This is a genomic window from Klebsiella sp. GB_Kp056, from assembly GCF_040064755.1.
GTDB lineage: Bacteria > Pseudomonadota > Gammaproteobacteria > Enterobacterales > Enterobacteriaceae > Klebsiella > Klebsiella quasipneumoniae.
This window is the reverse complement of the sequence record NZ_JBEAJA010000036.1, coordinates 1-15,716: the sequence shown is the minus strand read 5'-3', so window position 1 is coordinate 15,716 and position 15,716 is coordinate 1. Positions and strand designations below refer to the sequence as shown.

11 protein-coding genes and 1 pseudogene are annotated in these 15,716 nt (G+C 45.5%); all 12 read right to left on the bottom strand.

The window, feature by feature from the left end:
- Nucleotides 1-11: 11 nt before the first annotated feature.
- The gene (locus ABLV52_RS03720; protein ID WP_110244205.1) at nucleotides 12-812 is read right to left on the bottom strand and encodes a hypothetical protein; all 801 of its coding nucleotides are present in this window, start codon (nucleotides 810-812) and stop codon (nucleotides 12-14) included.
- Complete coding sequence (locus tag ABLV52_RS03715) at nucleotides 812-3,742, bottom strand: N-acetylglucosaminidase (RefSeq protein WP_348890017.1); 2,931 nt, start codon at nucleotides 3,740-3,742, stop codon at nucleotides 812-814. Before ABLV52_RS03715 ends, ABLV52_RS03720 begins: the two co-directional genes overlap by 1 nt.
- The gene (locus ABLV52_RS03710; RefSeq protein ID WP_032428952.1) at nucleotides 3,743-4,213 is read right to left on the bottom strand and encodes a DUF3828 domain-containing protein; all 471 of its coding nucleotides are present in this window, start codon (nucleotides 4,211-4,213) and stop codon (nucleotides 3,743-3,745) included.
- 73 nt (nucleotides 4,214-4,286) lie between these two features.
- A complete protein-coding gene (locus ABLV52_RS03705) occupies nucleotides 4,287-4,832 on the bottom strand; it encodes a DUF3828 domain-containing protein (protein ID WP_348890016.1) in 546 nt (181 codons plus the stop codon).
- Nucleotides 4,833-4,838: 6 nt separating this feature from the next.
- A pseudogene (locus tag ABLV52_RS03700) lies at nucleotides 4,839-5,915 on the bottom strand (DUF2345 domain-containing protein); the annotation flags it as partial.
- A 119-nt stretch (nucleotides 5,916-6,034) separates the two neighbouring features.
- On the bottom strand, nucleotides 6,035-6,646 hold the full coding sequence (locus ABLV52_RS03695; protein ID WP_348890015.1) for a hypothetical protein: 612 nt from the start codon (nucleotides 6,644-6,646) through the stop codon (nucleotides 6,035-6,037).
- A complete protein-coding gene (locus ABLV52_RS03690; protein ID WP_348890014.1) occupies nucleotides 6,643-9,315 on the bottom strand; it encodes a glucosaminidase domain-containing protein in 2,673 nt (890 codons plus the stop codon). The genes ABLV52_RS03695 and ABLV52_RS03690 overlap by 4 nt, the downstream gene beginning before the upstream one ends.
- 11 nt (nucleotides 9,316-9,326) lie before the next feature.
- On the bottom strand, nucleotides 9,327-9,764 hold the full coding sequence (locus ABLV52_RS03685; protein ID WP_348890013.1) for a DUF3828 domain-containing protein: 438 nt from the start codon (nucleotides 9,762-9,764) through the stop codon (nucleotides 9,327-9,329).
- Nucleotides 9,765-9,851: 87 nt separating this feature from the next.
- Nucleotides 9,852-12,209, bottom strand: coding sequence for a type VI secretion system tip protein VgrG (gene vgrG / locus ABLV52_RS03680; protein WP_348890012.1), 2,358 nt, complete (start codon nucleotides 12,207-12,209; stop codon nucleotides 9,852-9,854).
- 381 nt (nucleotides 12,210-12,590) lie between these two features.
- The gene (locus tag ABLV52_RS03675; RefSeq protein WP_348890011.1) at nucleotides 12,591-12,839 is read right to left on the bottom strand and encodes a hypothetical protein; all 249 of its coding nucleotides are present in this window, start codon (nucleotides 12,837-12,839) and stop codon (nucleotides 12,591-12,593) included.
- 243 nt (nucleotides 12,840-13,082) lie between these two features.
- A complete protein-coding gene (locus tag ABLV52_RS03670) occupies nucleotides 13,083-13,616 on the bottom strand; it encodes a hypothetical protein (RefSeq protein WP_241514336.1) in 534 nt (177 codons plus the stop codon).
- A gap of 7 nt (nucleotides 13,617-13,623) precedes the next feature.
- On the bottom strand, nucleotides 13,624-15,716 hold a 2,093-nt coding region (locus tag ABLV52_RS03665; RefSeq protein ID WP_348890010.1), incomplete at its 5' end, for a pesticin C-terminus-like muramidase.

Sequence of the window (15,716 nt, the reverse complement as noted above, 5' to 3'; positions counted from 1 at the left end):
AGCAATAACTGCTATGGTTTTGTCGGGTAGTTTTCAAGCGAAATAGAATGCACAATATTCGATGAGTCAAGGCAGAAGCTTAGCTTCATATCAAAGTACTGATAGAATCTGCAACCGTCTTCAGTATCTTTATGACTACCCATTCCATATTTTGACGTTACCATATTCCAGCTGTCGCCGACTTTTATACCTCGTGTGGTTTTGTATTTATCATCAATAAATGTGATCGCTGATACATACGTATCATCAAAACCTAATCTTTTCTCTATTATCTCATTGGCCTGAGATATTGTCACAATTTCGTTTTTAATTGTTAAAGTCCAAGATTCGAACCCATTATTAAAACCGTGATTGTCGGGATCAGGAATTTTTACACCAGACTCTTTAGCCCACTTATTTAATTCAGGCGTGGCCTTTCCTAAAAGAAAGGTTTCTTTGCCATTTACTATCCATGCAAAATCACCGTAAGTTAACTCATTATTCTGTTCATCACTAGAGGCAATTTCTTCGTTCTTTACCCATCCATCAACGACAGCACCATTTTTATTAACAAAGTTTACGAAACTATATTCCTTGTTTTCTCTATACTTAAGCACTTTATCATTATTGATTATAAAAGTGCTTGTCTTACAATCGCTTTTGGGTAAAGAATAAAAATAAACTCTTCCTTTTGACGTAGCTTCTTTGGGAACTGGTTCTTGAGAGAGATTGTAAGAATAAAAATTTTCGCTTGATGTGCAGGTAGTTGCAGCGATTGAACTACCTGCAAATAACAACAATGACAAACACAAACTTAAATTGAGATGCTTCATTAATTGGACCCTTTATAAACTGGGACATCAAAAATTAGTTCATTGTCGAATTCATGGTAGTCACCACAAATTTCATACATTCTTGCTGCAATATGCTCAGGCCAATTCACCGCAGTAGCATATTGATGTGACGCAGGACGGAGTGGGTTCCAACGCATTTTGTAGAGAGTGTTTTGCTTTTGATGAACAAATTTTTGCGAAATCCACTCAGCTCCGCCTCTAATTGCTAGCTCCGGAGAGAACCAGCCACGAGAATAAGCAGTTGCCTTTCCACCACCAACAGCATTGCCGTCCACGGCAGCAATTCCGTACATATTATAAACAGTTCGCGATGGTTGATGGTTGTAGGAAAACGATGAGCCTCTTCCGAGGACACTCTGACCATTTCCTGTTTCTATTGCCGCATGAGCAGCGAGATAGCATTCATTTATACCAAAATCGTTAGCAGCCTGAATAAATGCATCAGCAGTACCCTCAAGAGATCCTTTCCCTTTCAAAAATGCGTCTAACTTTTCGACGGAAACACCCATCGGCCTATCTATTTCTAAAAATTGGAGCATATTAGTATTGCTAGTTAGGTTTGAGGGAGTTATACGCTGTTCAACTTCGCTACGAGTAGCATTTCTTGATATGCCCCACTTAGGAGCAGCGCTCCCGGGAATGGCCATCTGTTTATTAATTGCTTCTTCGAGCGTATTGGAATAATTAGTATAATTAATTATATATTTTTGCTTTTGTTTTATTGCATCTATAAACATAATTGGATGCATATGCCATAATGAAGGCCCCAATTTTTCTGTGGTCACATCCTGCATCCATGCCATTTTATCAATGAAATCTTCGCTATATTTCTTCCATTCTGGAGCTTCTTTTTTCAGCGCATTGAGGAAAGGTTGCCAGATAGCATCACCTTTTTTGAAGTACCAATCGCTGGGATGTTTAACGATTGTTTTCTGGATGGTGTCACGATAGTCGGGATTATGAAGTGCTCTCCAGTACTCCATCGGAGAGTAACGGTCGCTTCCACTATCAATTTTATCCAGCAGGCGCTGATAATTATGCTTAACCAGGGCATGACTGGTTCGCGTATCACCGGTCGCAGCTTCATAGAGCGAGTTGATAAGGCTGCGGAAGAATCCAACAGGCTGGTTTTTTCCATCCAGGTAATCAAAACTGGTAGGCTCTGAGGTTTCAGTTCTGAAGCCTAGCTTCGCCAGATCATACTGTGACAGAAGTTGAGGCTCCGCCAGGCCTTTGGGCACATAGGCATTTTCTGGTCGCAGCTGCCAGTATTCTTGCTTTGTTGAGGTATCAGTTTCAGTTGTGACCTTACTCAACGGTAGAATGCCTGTCCGCGTTGTCGACGTCGAGCCCTTTGCGAAAGTGCCCTTCGCAACATCTTTTGTGAAAAGAGCAAGGCCAGGAGAATACTTCAACCAGAGCGGGTTTTTCTCCCCCACTTTTTCTGGGTTGGTCAGGAAATTCTCCAGATTATCATCCATGCTCGTGCATTCGATATGTACCTGGTATCGTGCCTCATAACCGCCATCTTTTGGTGCCTGATAGTAGCCCATGTGGCCAATCGGGTCACCGGCCTTAATAGCAAATGGAGAACTGAGACTTACTGTCTTATCGAATACCATGACTTCCTTTGCGGGAGGACGCAAATGCCGCCACCAGCCTGGACCGGCCCCCGGCGCTGGCTTAATATTGTTATTATCCACAACAACCCAATAGCGCTGACCAGGTGTGAGGGTACTACTGGTTTCTTCTGGTAATCCTTTCAGTGTTACAAGACCATATTTTCGCTTGTTATTTCCTGTGGCGTTAAGATTGCTGTCTGCTGGATCCCACTCCACCCTTGCCCCCTTAGGCATGTGTCCGGCAATTTGTGGAGAAGTTTTATCTGAAGTCAGTTTCGCCGTCAGCCAGTCCATTTCAGAATATGCTCTTAGAGTATCCTGAATGACCCACTGATTTTCTGATTCAGCTTCATAAGCTGAATACGGCGCAAGATGCATATAAAGGGTGTAGAAATGCAGCCCGCTGGATTCTTTCTCCCCTAGTTGAATAAAGTGTTTAACCAGAACAAACGAACCGGAAAAGCTCAGTGGGCCGGATTCCCATGCAAGCGTCAGATAATCCTTGCAGACACGATAAGCAACCACTACGCCGTCAGCCATGCATCGCACAGCCTGCTCGCCTTTAAAGAGGACCGGGAAATCCAGTGCTTCAAGACGAGACTTGCCACTCAGAGCACACCACGGGGTCGTTGCTTCCGTGATATGGATCCCGCCATGCCACATCCCACTTCGGCCAATCATATACTGCCCGGTGGATTCCCCCCCGACATGAGAGAGGATCTCTTCCTGATTATTGAACTCACTTCCCCGGTTATTAGAAGGGATCGGCCAGACAATCTTAATTTTTCCTTTTTGGGTAGCCGTGGCGTTCTGCTCTGATGTGGTATTATCGTCATAACGATAAAGTGTATAGCGTATGTTTTGATCACGATATATCTGGGCAGGATAGAACCCCCTTTCCTGGACAAAATCAGATACCCAGTGTGTACCATTAAACATCGCCATATGACCATGCACATGATGTGGTGCTGCCTGGATTACGACAACATCCCCCGCTTGCTGACCAGAAATTGTGAATACACCGCCAGTACGCACTGTTGTAGCGCTATCCACAATTTTAAAGTTATTTTCAAGCAACCATGGGCCATAATTTTTAGCTGATTCAATTCCTGAATTTTTTGCAGATACCCCTCCAGCTATTAATGCTTTTTTAACATAGCGGGCACATTTTGACTCGCCATATTTAAGTTTTTTATCTATGCCATTTTTAAAATTTTCAGCGTTAATTTTCGCTCTGGCTTGGGCCTGAGTGTTTAAAACACTAACTGCTACTTTCTTGTCCAGCATTTATTCTTCCCCCTCTGCTTGCCGAGGGCAATAAATACTACTATGAGATATGGGCTTAACAGAATCCATTAACCAGTTCCCTTTTTCTTTAACCAGGTTAACGGCATACAGGGATACGCCCTTACCATATCCTAATATTAGCTTCACTTGTGCGACCTGGTCATTCTCTGAAACAGTTTCCACATTAATGCTGTCTTTCCATTCTTCACAAATATCCTGAGCATCGACAAAATAATCAGCACCTGATTCATCATTATCCCGCAGACTTCTGAGATGCTCAGTTGTATATTCAAAAATAGCTTTTTGAGTTAGTTTATCAGCTGATTCCATATCAGGCATTTCAGATGCGACGAGGTAATCATGATAAAAATTTGCAACAATTTCCCGAGGCATTGAACTATCGTTCGCTGAAGCTGAGGCTATATTGGCCACGCAGAATAAACAGCAAGCAAAAATAATCTTCTTCAACATGAACGTCTCTCCGTAGATATGTTGGTATTTGTATAAGTAGTCGAGGTGAGAAATTTAGAAAATGACTACATTCTTATTGTTCCGTTACGCTGGTGATTTTCCACTCCCCATCAATTCTTTCCAGCACAACCTTAAATTTAACTTTAGGCTCGGAATCTGCTCCTAAAATAACGTTAACTGAAGAGTCATTCTTTTTCTGATATACATCAAAGGTACTTATACTTACTTTCCATGAAGGATAAACATCTTGTGATTTTGTAAAATAATCAACATCAGTATCAACCCAAGCACCATGCCAGTTACAAATATAGCGCCCTTTAAACTGCTTGCATTCGCGATTTTGTGAACATTTCCCTTCGCGTTCTTCTGCCGACACTGAATCATCAGAATCATAATTACACATCATTGAGTCATTAATGCTTTTCATTAATTCATCAGAAACATATTGGCTGAGAAATCGACTATTGTCCGATGATTCTTCTTTCAAATATGATTTATAAAAATTGTACACGATGCTTTCTGGGCTTGTTTGCCCGGATGCCTGTGTAAAATTTGATAAACAAAGCAAAAATGCAAATAAAAACACATTACGCATATGAGGAATTAATGGATCCATCATCAGCCCTTAGTCATTGAAAGATTTGCTGCTGATTTTGCTTTCCTGAGTGATATCCGTCAGCCTGAAATTGGGTGTTTCGTTGGGGAGATTTGCGCCCGATCCTGGTACCAGATAGTCAGACGTCTTCATGATAAACTCACCAGATGAACCATGCTCAATACCGTTCTTACTCAGTCTCAGGTAAGACCCGCCACCGTTCAGTGTCAGGGTTTCCGGGGTGCTGATAATAATTTCGTCTTCACTGCTGGTCACCGTCAGCTGCTTTTCAGAAAACAGGGCCATCGTGTTGTGCTGAGCCTGAATCTCGATATCTCCCTGGCTGGCAACCAGCTTCGCCCCGTCTTTATGCACAAACATACCCAGGGCTTTTTCTACCGTTACAGAAAGATTTTTCATCGCACCGATATCAAGATGTTGACCGGCATTGATCATGGTATTGCGGGTGCTGCTGAGCTGAAGATGTTCACCTGAGGTCAGTGCCACTCCCTGCGGAGCACTACCCAGCAGGACCGAAGACTGGAGGTCTTTGATTTTGTCGGTCACAAAACTAATCTGGGTATTGATGTCGCAGACCAGGGCTCCGGCGGCTTCAGCTGCGCTGTTCAGCGCCTGCATCTGGCTGTTCGCCTGGTTTATCTGGTTGATGGCAGGGGCCATTTCCAGCACCGGGCCCCGGGCTTTTGCCTGGGCATCAGCCGTCAGGAACAGCCCTTTTGCCGCACGTACAGCGCCATGCTCATCCGTTCGCAGTTCAAAACCGGCCCCGCGTTTTTCACGCTGGCCGTTAACCAGGTGTCCCAGGTTCAGCTGCGTTTTGCCGTATTCCGTCGCGAGCTTGATATGCTCTTCCTGGCGCTTATCCTCCATCCGCAGCTTATTGTTCGCCGGGGTACGCCACACGTTCCGCGTATGATTGTCACTGGTGACAGGGTCCGGATGTTCTGAATCATGCAGGGCATAAGCGATGTAGGGACGATCCGGATCTCCGCCGTCAAATACGACGGCCACTTCCGTTCCGTCGATAAGCGGGGAGTGGAATCCGTACGTATCACCGGCATACGGTTTCGCCAGCCGCAGCCACACACAGGCATCTAGGTTGCCCGATTGCCTAAATGTCCTATCAAAAACTCCATCATATCTAAGACTGATGTTGGCGTATTATGTCCTTTCTATAGCAATCAGCATTTTATGTGATTCGATTTTTAACTTGACTCAATTGGGTGAAATTTATCAATTTCATCCCCTTGGTTTGTGTACATTTCTTGGGTTCCTTTTTTAACCAAAATGCTAAATGGAGTGAGCTGAACGTCTTTACATTCCTCAAGTGCTTCTTTGGTTATAGCGAATTTATAGTATTTATTGTCAGTATCATCGCCACTGATGTTGATACATTTTTCAGGCGCTGTAGTTAGTTTGTTCTTCCTTATGATATCTGGAATAATATTAAAAACAGTTTGTTCGTCACTTGATGGACCACTTGTATATCCGGTATTTTTTAAATCTGATAGTTTGAGCCATCCATCGACCGAATCGCCATTTTTCTTGAAATATGATGCAAACAAATATCCATTAAGAGTGGTGTATCCTGAAACAAGATCACCATTAACTAAAAATAAATTATTAATCTTGCATTGTTCACTTGGTGCGCCGTTGAAGTAAAGTCTTGTCTTCGATACAACCTTAAATATATTCATAGCATGATCTACATATGCTTGTTCCTTCTCGGCTGTTTTGGACAGTTCCGAACAAAAGTCGGTAGCATAGGAATAGCAACAAAAACCATATAATAAGATGGATAGCATGATCTTAATCATTTCAAACCTCTGCTTTTCATATAACTACCTTTCATTATAGAAATCAACTTTGAAGCATAATTAGGGTCTGTGGCATAGCCTTTATCCTGAAGACCATGAGCCCATTTTTCAGGATCATCGCTTTCAAATAGTGAGGCATATCTCTTGTTTTCAGTTAAGAATCTAGTTCTGTCGGCAATACTTTCTTCAAAAGAGTTATATGCTGCAAACTTATCCTTAATTTTAATGTTACTTCCATTGATATGCTCAGTGGTCCATATCTCAACAAATTCCTGTCCACTTTTAGCCTTTATTCCAAAGAGATTAAAACTATATGTCTTATTATTTAAATCAACTGGAACCTTACGCCCATACCCCGATTCATCAATGGCCTGAGCCGTTGTTATTGCCGCTGGAATACCTGATTTTTCTTGTTCTTTAAGAGCGGCCTCATAAACAGCATCAGTAAACTGTTGTTTGGTCAGCTTGCTCCAATCTATATCAATTCGTGGTTTTAGAGCACCAAGGAACATTATTGGATGCATATGCCATAACGATGGGCCTAGCTTCTCCGTAGTGACATCCTGCATCCATGCCATTTTATCAAGGAAATCTTCGCTATATTTCTTCCATTCCGGAGCGTCTTTCTTAAGTGCATTCAGGAATGGTTGCCAGATGGAATCACCTTTTTTGAAGTACCAGTCGCTGGGATGTTTTACGATTGTTTTCTGAATGACGTTACGATAGTCAGGATTATGAAGTGCTCTCCAGTATTCCATTGGCGAGTAACGGTCGTTTCCACTATCAATTTTATCAAGAAGGCGCTGATAATTATGCTTCACCAGTGCATGACTGGTCCGGGTATCACCGGTCGCAGCCTCATAAAGTACGTTGATAAGACTGCGGAAGAATCCAATAGGCTGGTTTTTCCCATCCAGGTAATCAAAGCTGGTAGGCTCAGCGGTTTCAGTTCTGAAACCCAACTTTGCCAGATCATACTGTGACAACAGTTGAGGCTCAGCCTGACCTTTGGGGACGTAGGCATTCTCTGGCCGTAGCTGCCAGTATTCCTGTTTTGTTGATTTATCCGTTTCAGTTGTGACTTTGCTCAACGGAAGGATGCCTGTCCGCGTTGTTGACGTCGCCCCCTTTGAGAAGGTGCCTTTCGCGACATCTTTTGTGTACAGAGCAAGGCCAGGAGAATACTTCAGCCATAGTGGGTTTTTCTCCCCCACTTTTTCCGGATTGGTCAGGAATTTTTCCAGATTATCGTCCATGCTGGTACATTCAATATGCACCTGATATCTCGCCTCATATCCCCCATCCTTCGGAGCCTGGTAGTAGCCCATGTGCCCAATCGAGTCACCGGCCTTAATAGGGAGAGGTGAACTGAGACTGACTGTTTTATCAAAAACCATGACTTCTTTTGCTTGTGGAACCAAATGCTCCCACCACCCAGGGCCACTTCCTAGCGCCGGTTTAATGTTGTTATTGTCGACCAGCATCCAGACTCTTTGGCCCGATTTCAGTTTTCCGCTATCCGCATTCAGCGTCGCCAGTCCATAAGTACGTCCCCCCTGGGTGGCGGTGAGGGTAGTATCTGAGGCATCCCAAGTAACAACTGTCCCTTTGTTGACATTACCTGCACTTGCTGGCCTCTGGTCGCTGCGGCTCAAATCCATAATCAACCAGTCGGCCTCTGAATAACCAGAGAGCGTATCCTGAGTTATCCAGTGGATTTTTTTTTCACATTCATAGGCCGAATATGGCGCAAGATGCATAGACAGGGTGTAGAAATGCAGTCCGCTGGATTCTTTCTCACCTGGTTGAATATAGTGTTTAACCAGGACAAATGACCCCGAAAAACTCAGCGGACCGGACTCCCAGCCAAGCGTCAGATAATCCTTGCAGATACGATAAGCAACAATTTCCCCATCAGCCATGCAACGTATTGCCTGCTCGCCTTTAAAGGCAACCGGGAAATCGAATGCCTCCAGAGGGGCTTTGCCACTGAGAGCACACCACGGGGTCGTTGCATGTGTGATATGTATACCGCCATGCCACATCCCGCTACGGCCAATCGCGTACTGTCCGGTTGACTCCCCACCCAGATGAGCGATTATTGTTTCCAGGTTACTGAATTCTTTCCCTCGGTCGTTAGAGGGTATTGGCCAGACAATATTGATCTTCCCTTTTTGGGTTTTAGGAGAACTCTGGGTTGCACTATTGTTGTCTGAATAACGGTATAGCTTGTAGGCTATATTGTTATTTCGGTAGGCTTGGCCGGGGTAAAACCCTTTTTCCTGAACAAAGTCAGATACCCACTTTGTCCCATTAAACATAGCCATATGCCCATCTGAATGACCCGGTGCAGCCTGGATTATGACAACATCACCCGTCTGTTGGCCTGAAATTGAATAGACATTGCCAGCATGTACTGCCACTGCATCATCAACAACCTGAAAATTGTTTTCAAGCAACCATGGACCATAATCTTTGGCAGAGTTTATTCCTGAATTTCTTGAAGATAATCCCCCCTGGATTAATGCTACTTTAACATAATGGGCACACCGGGATTTCCCATATTTGAGGTATTCATCTAACCCACGATTAAATCTATTTAAGTTGTCTCTTGCGATGACCGCAGCGTTTGCGTTCAGCGTGCTAATGGCGCTTTCTTTATTAAACATATTATTCACCATTAGTTATCGTTGCAATGACCTGTGGCACTGGAAACAAATAACACTGAATCCATGAGCCATCTATCATCATTTTTGACAAGGTTTATTTTATATTTAGATTCGCTGTCACTGTGACCAAGACTCAGTTCAACAATGGCTTTTCTATTATTTAGCGATGAGATATGTGTAGTTATCTCACTGGCCCACTCAGGGCAGATTTCCTGCACATTTGTAAAATAATCAGCTCCTGAATCATCATTGTTTTTCAGATTCTGAAGGTGCTTTGTTGTATATTTATCAATGGCCTGCTGGCTTTTTTCCAACCCACGCCCAACATCTGAGTCATTCCAGGCAGTGAGATAGTCAGAATAAAAATGGCTGATAACAACTTCCGGAGAGTTATTTATATCTGAAGAACCGAAACCAAACGTTGCAAAAAAAACAAAATAGAATGGCACAGATTATCGTACGTAATTTCAAATGGTACTTCATGGTATACGTCTTTCCTTATTCAGAGTTAGTGTATCTTCTTAACGCGCAAAAGGTCAGTCGTTAAAAGATTTGCTGCTGATTTTATTTTCCTGGGTGATATCCGTCAGGCTGAAATTGGGTGTTTCGTTGGGGAGATTTGCGCCCGATCCTGGTACCAGATAGTCAGACGTCTTCATGATAAACTCACCAGATGAACCATGCTCAATACCGTTCTTACTCAGTCTCAGGTAAGACCCGCCACCGTTCAGTGTCAGGGTTTCCGGGGTGCTGATAATAATTTCGTCTTCACTGCTGGTCACCGTCAGCTGCTTTTCAGAAAACAGGGCCATCGTGTTATGCTGAGCCTGAATCTCGATATCTCCCTGGTTGGCAACCAGCTTCGCCCCGTCTTTATGGACAAACAGTCCTAACGCTTTTTCCACCGTCACAGACAGCTGCTTCATCGCACCGATATCAAGATGTTGACCGGCATTGATCATGGTGTTGCGGGTGCTGCTGAGCTGAAGGTGTTCACCTGAGATCAGCGCCACTCCCTGCGGCGCGCTACCCAGCAGAACCGCCGACCGGAGGTCCCTGATTTTGTCGGTCACAAAATTTATCTGGGTATTGATGTCGCAGATCAGGGCCCCGGCCGCTTCGGCGGCGCTGTTCAGGGCCTGCATCTGGCTGTTCGCCTGGTTTATCTGGTTGATGGCAGGGGCCATTTCCAGCACCGGGCCCCGGGCTTTTGCCTGGGCATCAGCCGTCAGGAACAGCCCTTTTGCCGCACGTACTGCGCCATGCTCATCCGTTCGCAGTTCAAAACCGGCGCCGCGTTTTTCACGCTGGCTGTTGACCAGGTGTCCCAGGTTCAGCTGCGTTTTGCCGTATTCCGTCGCGAGCTTGATATGCTCTTCCTGGCGCTTATCCTCCATCCGCAGCTTATTGTTCGCCGGAGTGCGCCACACGTTCCGCGTATGATTGTCACTGGTGACAGGGTCCGGGTGTTCTGAATCATGCAGGGCATAAGCGATGTAGGGACGATCCGGGTCTCCGCCGTCAAAAACGACGGCCACTTCCGTTCCGTCGATAAGCGGGGAGTGGAATCCGTACGTATCACCGGCATAGGGTTTCGCCAGCCGCAGCCACACACAGGCATAACCCTGTTCAGAACTGCTGCGGTCAAAGTCCAGCTTTACCCGGTAGCGTCCTTCCGGGTCGAGCCAGGAACAGGTGTCGCCTTTCTGTGCGCTTTCCACCCGGGCAGGCAGCGAGCCGGATATCACCGGGCGACTGAGCAGTGCCGGACGATAACAGACGGTTTCACTGTAGGGGATACCCTCAAACGTCAGCGTAAAGCTACTTTTGCGCGAACCGCTGGTGCGCACCGTGGTGATGACGATGCCTTCCCTGACGGCATCGGGAAGCGTGCCGTCCGTTTCCAGTACCTGACCCGGAGCCAGATGAAGGCTGGAGGAGTGCCCGCTGACGCGATACTGCGCGTTCAGAATGCGTTCGTGACGCAGGCGGGCGAAGTATGCCCCGGTCTCCGGGCTATCAGCGTCACCTGCTGTCAGGAAGGGTTCCGCATAATGGTACGTTTCCCCGGCGGTGATCCCTTCCTTGCTGAAAATGTACTCGGCACTGTCCTGAGGTTGTAGCGCTTCGCGGTAGTTGTAGTCCCGGGTGGCCACCCTTCCGCTCACAACATTGTATGCAGCCTGAATATCCCAGATGCTCTCCTGCCCGCTGTCACTCATCCCGGCCTGGTTGCGTAGCGGCAGCGTGATGCCAAACTCATACTGCTCCTGGCTGTCCTGGAAAATCACCACGTCCTGTTCAAGACGGCCGTCCATTTCATAGCGCCAGTAAATGCCCACCTCCGCCAGCAGGCGCTGGATAAACTCAAGATCGGTTTCCCGCCACTGGGTGATGAGCTCCCGGGATGGGTATTCCCGGGAGAGCCGGAACTCAAAATCAGGCCCTTCCAGCCCGTGTTTACGCAGCACCTGTTCAACCACTTCAGTGACCGACTGGTTGAGGTAGATCGCGCTCCCTTTCGTATAGTCCAGAAGGGCAATACGGGGAACGATCGTCAGTGCATAACGGGTCTCATCATTCGAGGTGGACTCGCGGCGAAAGGACTCCACTACGCCAAAAACCGTCCGTACCGGCAGAGCTGGTGTCCCGTCAAACATCGGGGTCTGGAAAGTAAATGACGCCGGTTTCAGCAATAACGACTCACAGGCAATATCTTTAGAGGAGCAGGTAACCGCCACGTCATAGCGCCATGGCTGGCTAAGTGATTCCACCGCGCTGTAACGAAGAACATCAAGGAAATCGCTGCATTCATGTACATCAACCCGATAACGTGACTGCCCTGACAGCTGTTGCACCGCGTCGGTGGCCTTCCTGATAAGTGTTCCGCTCATGACGCCTCTCCTTCTGCCTGTTCATCTAATTCCAGCACAATGCTGTCTTCCTCTTCCCAAGTAGGGTATGACTACGAAATCCCGCAGCCCGACGCATCTTTCTCTTTAAACTCGCCTTAAATCCTTTGATAAGTAGCACCAAAGCTTTCCAGCATTAATTATAATGAGACTGCAGATATGTCTTGATTTTTGCTGCATTTTTATAATCGAAATGTAATTCCTGACCATTAAACTCTCCATCAAGGCCATTAAGATTCTGATCCTTTTTTATAGAAGGATTTATAGAAAGGTTATTAAGGGAATAGTTATAATCATAAACCTGATACGCAGTTCCATTTATCTTTTCCGCAAAGTGCCGTTGCTCTCAGGAGATTAATACAATTACTTTTTTTTAGTAAAGAAAACTGTTTCCACATGAGGTTCACTACCATCGACCGCATAAGATTCCACTTTGGAACTATTGCCATTACTTTCGAGATAAAGAGCTAGCGGATAATTAACACCACCCTCTTTCTTAATATTAATACTACTATTAGCATCTAACTTTAATGGCCCTTGTACGATGTCGGATTTAGCTAATGCATAAAAAGAAAAAGTCAACGAAGACAACCCCGAAATAAAGCCACGCATAAATCACTCCTTATCAACTCTCAACAATGCGGCTACTGCATCAAACCTCTGCAGGCGATCAGAGTAACCATTCTGCCCACCATTAACTTTTTGTGTGACATCTTGGACACTCAATGTCTTGGCAGTTTTGTTTAATCCTTTACTTACCCAGAAGGAAAAATGCTGACTCTACACCATATTCAGTATTGCTTATCACTAAATCAGGTTGTTCCAACCTTGATCTTTTACACAGTAGATATAAAATCACATACTATACTTAACGCGCAAAAAGTGTTTTATTTTCTCGGCATTACCCAATGGAAAATTTTTGATATTTCCGTTCCTTTTAATTTGATAACCAGATAATTCAGAATCTATTTCTCCATCCAAATTTTTTATATACCCTCGCACCTCGTCATGTTTATATGTTTTAACCTCATAATAATATGGGTATTCGACGCCATTACTTTCATAATTCACATGCCATCGAAGAAGAGCAACAACATTTCTATGTCCATTTACTTGCATAAAGAAAATGGTCATTAATTCCACTGGAGCGTCAGAGTAATGGAAGGTATCGATTTTAGAGTTATCTAACTCACCATCCTTGGTGCGACTTAGATAAAAATCTATATCCCTTTTATCAGGTGCATACTGAAAACAAATAAATCCATTAGTGAAGGAATTATCTTTAAATGGCCCCTGAACAAGGGCATTAGGGTTATCGCCGCAAGCACAAATCACACTTGAAAAAAAGAACAATGCAAGAACCAACGTTCTTATAATAAAATTTTTCATTTTATCCTCAATTGGAAATTTCATTTTCCATTAACTTCGCTTCGCCATCTCTACGTAGACCAAGCCCTCGCTGATTCGGCCATAAACGCTTCATACTTCTCAAGCGCTCAGGGATGCTTTTTATATTTCCCTGTTCAAAATCATCACGAATCTCTCTCATTTCACGACGCCTATCGATTGGGTCCCCAGGCTTAGGAAGTGCTAATGATGGCCCACGATTATATACTAATGATAATATGGCCCCGGCACTGTCTGGAGGAAGACTTATTGCCTGGGGATAAGTATCAACAACGGTCTGACAATATCGCTCTTTTAATACCATGGCCATGTCTAATGCTTTATCTTTTTCAATTGTAATATCAGACAACTCATGGACAATTGCTCGTGCCTCGTTACCTTTCTTACCAATTGTAGAAAGTAACCTTTCAACCTGTGAGTCCGAGTAATACTCAGATAACAATGCCCTTGCCGATGAAGTAGTTTGCTGCCCCAAATCATATCCATATCCGACAGTAACACCACTTGATTGATCTCCTGCTGGGACATATGGTTTAGGCATATATGCCTCCCAGGATAATATGAATTCCGCTGATTTCTTTGAAATTCTATAAACGCCCATAGTTGTTTGGAATTCAATCACATCTGTAAATTTATCAGTAATAGTATCCAAAAACACCACCGGATGAAAATGCCACACCGCCTCATCCTTATCAAACGGCGGCACCTTGCTCATCCACTCCAGGTCCGCCTGCCATTTCTCACAGTATTTCACTTCCAGCGAGTCCAGATCCTTATAAAACCCTTCCCAGCGCCCCGTCGAACGGCCACCGCACCACTCGCTGTGATGTTTTACCACCAGACGGTTGACCACATCTTTCACCAGCGGATCACGAACTGCCAGCGCCTGTCTGATCTCCTCTGTCGTCACTTTCCCGTCCCGGTTGCTGTCCATCTCCGCCATCAGATCACGATAAAATTGTGGCACCTGTCCGTACTGCCAGGAGACCTCCTGCTCTGCTGAACGGCTTATCGCCCCAAACGCCTCCGGTACCCAGCTCTCATACGGGCTGTTCATCACGTCACTATTACCGTCTTCCTCCAGCGCCTGAAACCCGAGTTTTAACAGATCGTACTGACTTACTTCTTCAACATCACTTTGCGGCAGCCAGCCGCTTCCGCTGACCTTATACCACCATTTTTGTGCTTCATCCGCGACAGGCATTGCTGACTCACGGAGGAGCCGGCACTGCGCGCTCAGTCGCGCTGATGTCGCTGTAAAGACGGGCTGTCCCGTAACATCCTGCCGGGTAAACAGGGCGCTTCCCTTTGCTGCCAGAACGGACCGTTTATCACCTTTCACTTTTTCAGGGTTGGCTAAAAATCCAGGCATGTTTGGATCTGTACTCAGCACTTCCAGATGCACAAACCACTCTTTATCCAGGAGATTATTTCCCTCACCCGGCGATTCCATACATCCCATAAATCCGACGGGCGTTCCGGCGCTGACCTTCCATTCTTCTGTTTCGCCCGTTAGCTCCACAGAGTCGACCCCCCCTTTTTGTTTTGCCTTCTGCATCCATTCCGGCAATAATCCCTGCATTTCGCCGTCCGGCTCCATCAGCTCCGGATCCAGCGTCACCCAGTACTGTTCTTTTCCCGGAACATTTTCTTTCAGTAAACGAACCAGGCCAAAGGTTGTCAGGGTTGCGTTTCCGTTCTTCGTGACATAAAAACGCCCCGTCCGGGAGGAGACAAAACGATCGCCTGCCTTCAGGCTTTTTTTCGTTTTCGCTGGGGCAGGATATGTTCCGGCTTCACCGTTATCCGGCTCCCCCTCCGGCAACCCGTTTTGCCCGGCTTTATATTGACGTAACAGTATGCCGCTGTGCCCGTCCCTGACTTTATAGCAGGGAGATGAAGGATAATCAGACACCGGGGCCAGATGCATATACAGGCTGTAAAACGCCAGCCAGCTTTTTTCCTTTTGCGGATCGGGCTGGCACTGCGACTTCACCAGCACAAAGCTGCTGCTGTAACGCAGCGGCTGTCCACAATACGGGGCTGTCAGGTACTCGTTGTTTAACCGGTACGCCACAATAG

Coding starts and splice junctions, on each gene's coding strand:
- ABLV52_RS03720 (WP_110244205.1), bottom strand. CDS start 812: ATGAAGCATCTCAATTTAAGTTTGTGTTTGTCATTGTTGTTATTTGCA.
- ABLV52_RS03715 (WP_348890017.1), bottom strand. CDS start 3,742: ATGCTGGACAAGAAAGTAGCAGTTAGTGTTTTAAACACTCAGGCCCAA.
- ABLV52_RS03695 (WP_348890015.1), bottom strand. CDS start 6,646: ATGATTAAGATCATGCTATCCATCTTATTATATGGTTTTTGTTGCTAT.
- vgrG (WP_348890012.1), bottom strand. CDS start 12,209: ATGAGCGGAACACTTATCAGGAAGGCCACCGACGCGGTGCAACAGCTG.
- ABLV52_RS03690 (WP_348890014.1), bottom strand. CDS start 9,315: ATGTTTAATAAAGAAAGCGCCATTAGCACGCTGAACGCAAACGCTGCG.
- ABLV52_RS03675 (WP_348890011.1), bottom strand. CDS start 12,839: ATGCGTGGCTTTATTTCGGGGTTGTCTTCGTTGACTTTTTCTTTTTAT.
- ABLV52_RS03705 (WP_348890016.1), bottom strand. CDS start 4,832: ATGATGGATCCATTAATTCCTCATATGCGTAATGTGTTTTTATTTGCA.
- ABLV52_RS03710 (WP_032428952.1), bottom strand. CDS start 4,213: ATGTTGAAGAAGATTATTTTTGCTTGCTGTTTATTCTGCGTGGCCAAT.
- ABLV52_RS03670 (WP_241514336.1), bottom strand. CDS start 13,616: ATGAAAAATTTTATTATAAGAACGTTGGTTCTTGCATTGTTCTTTTTT.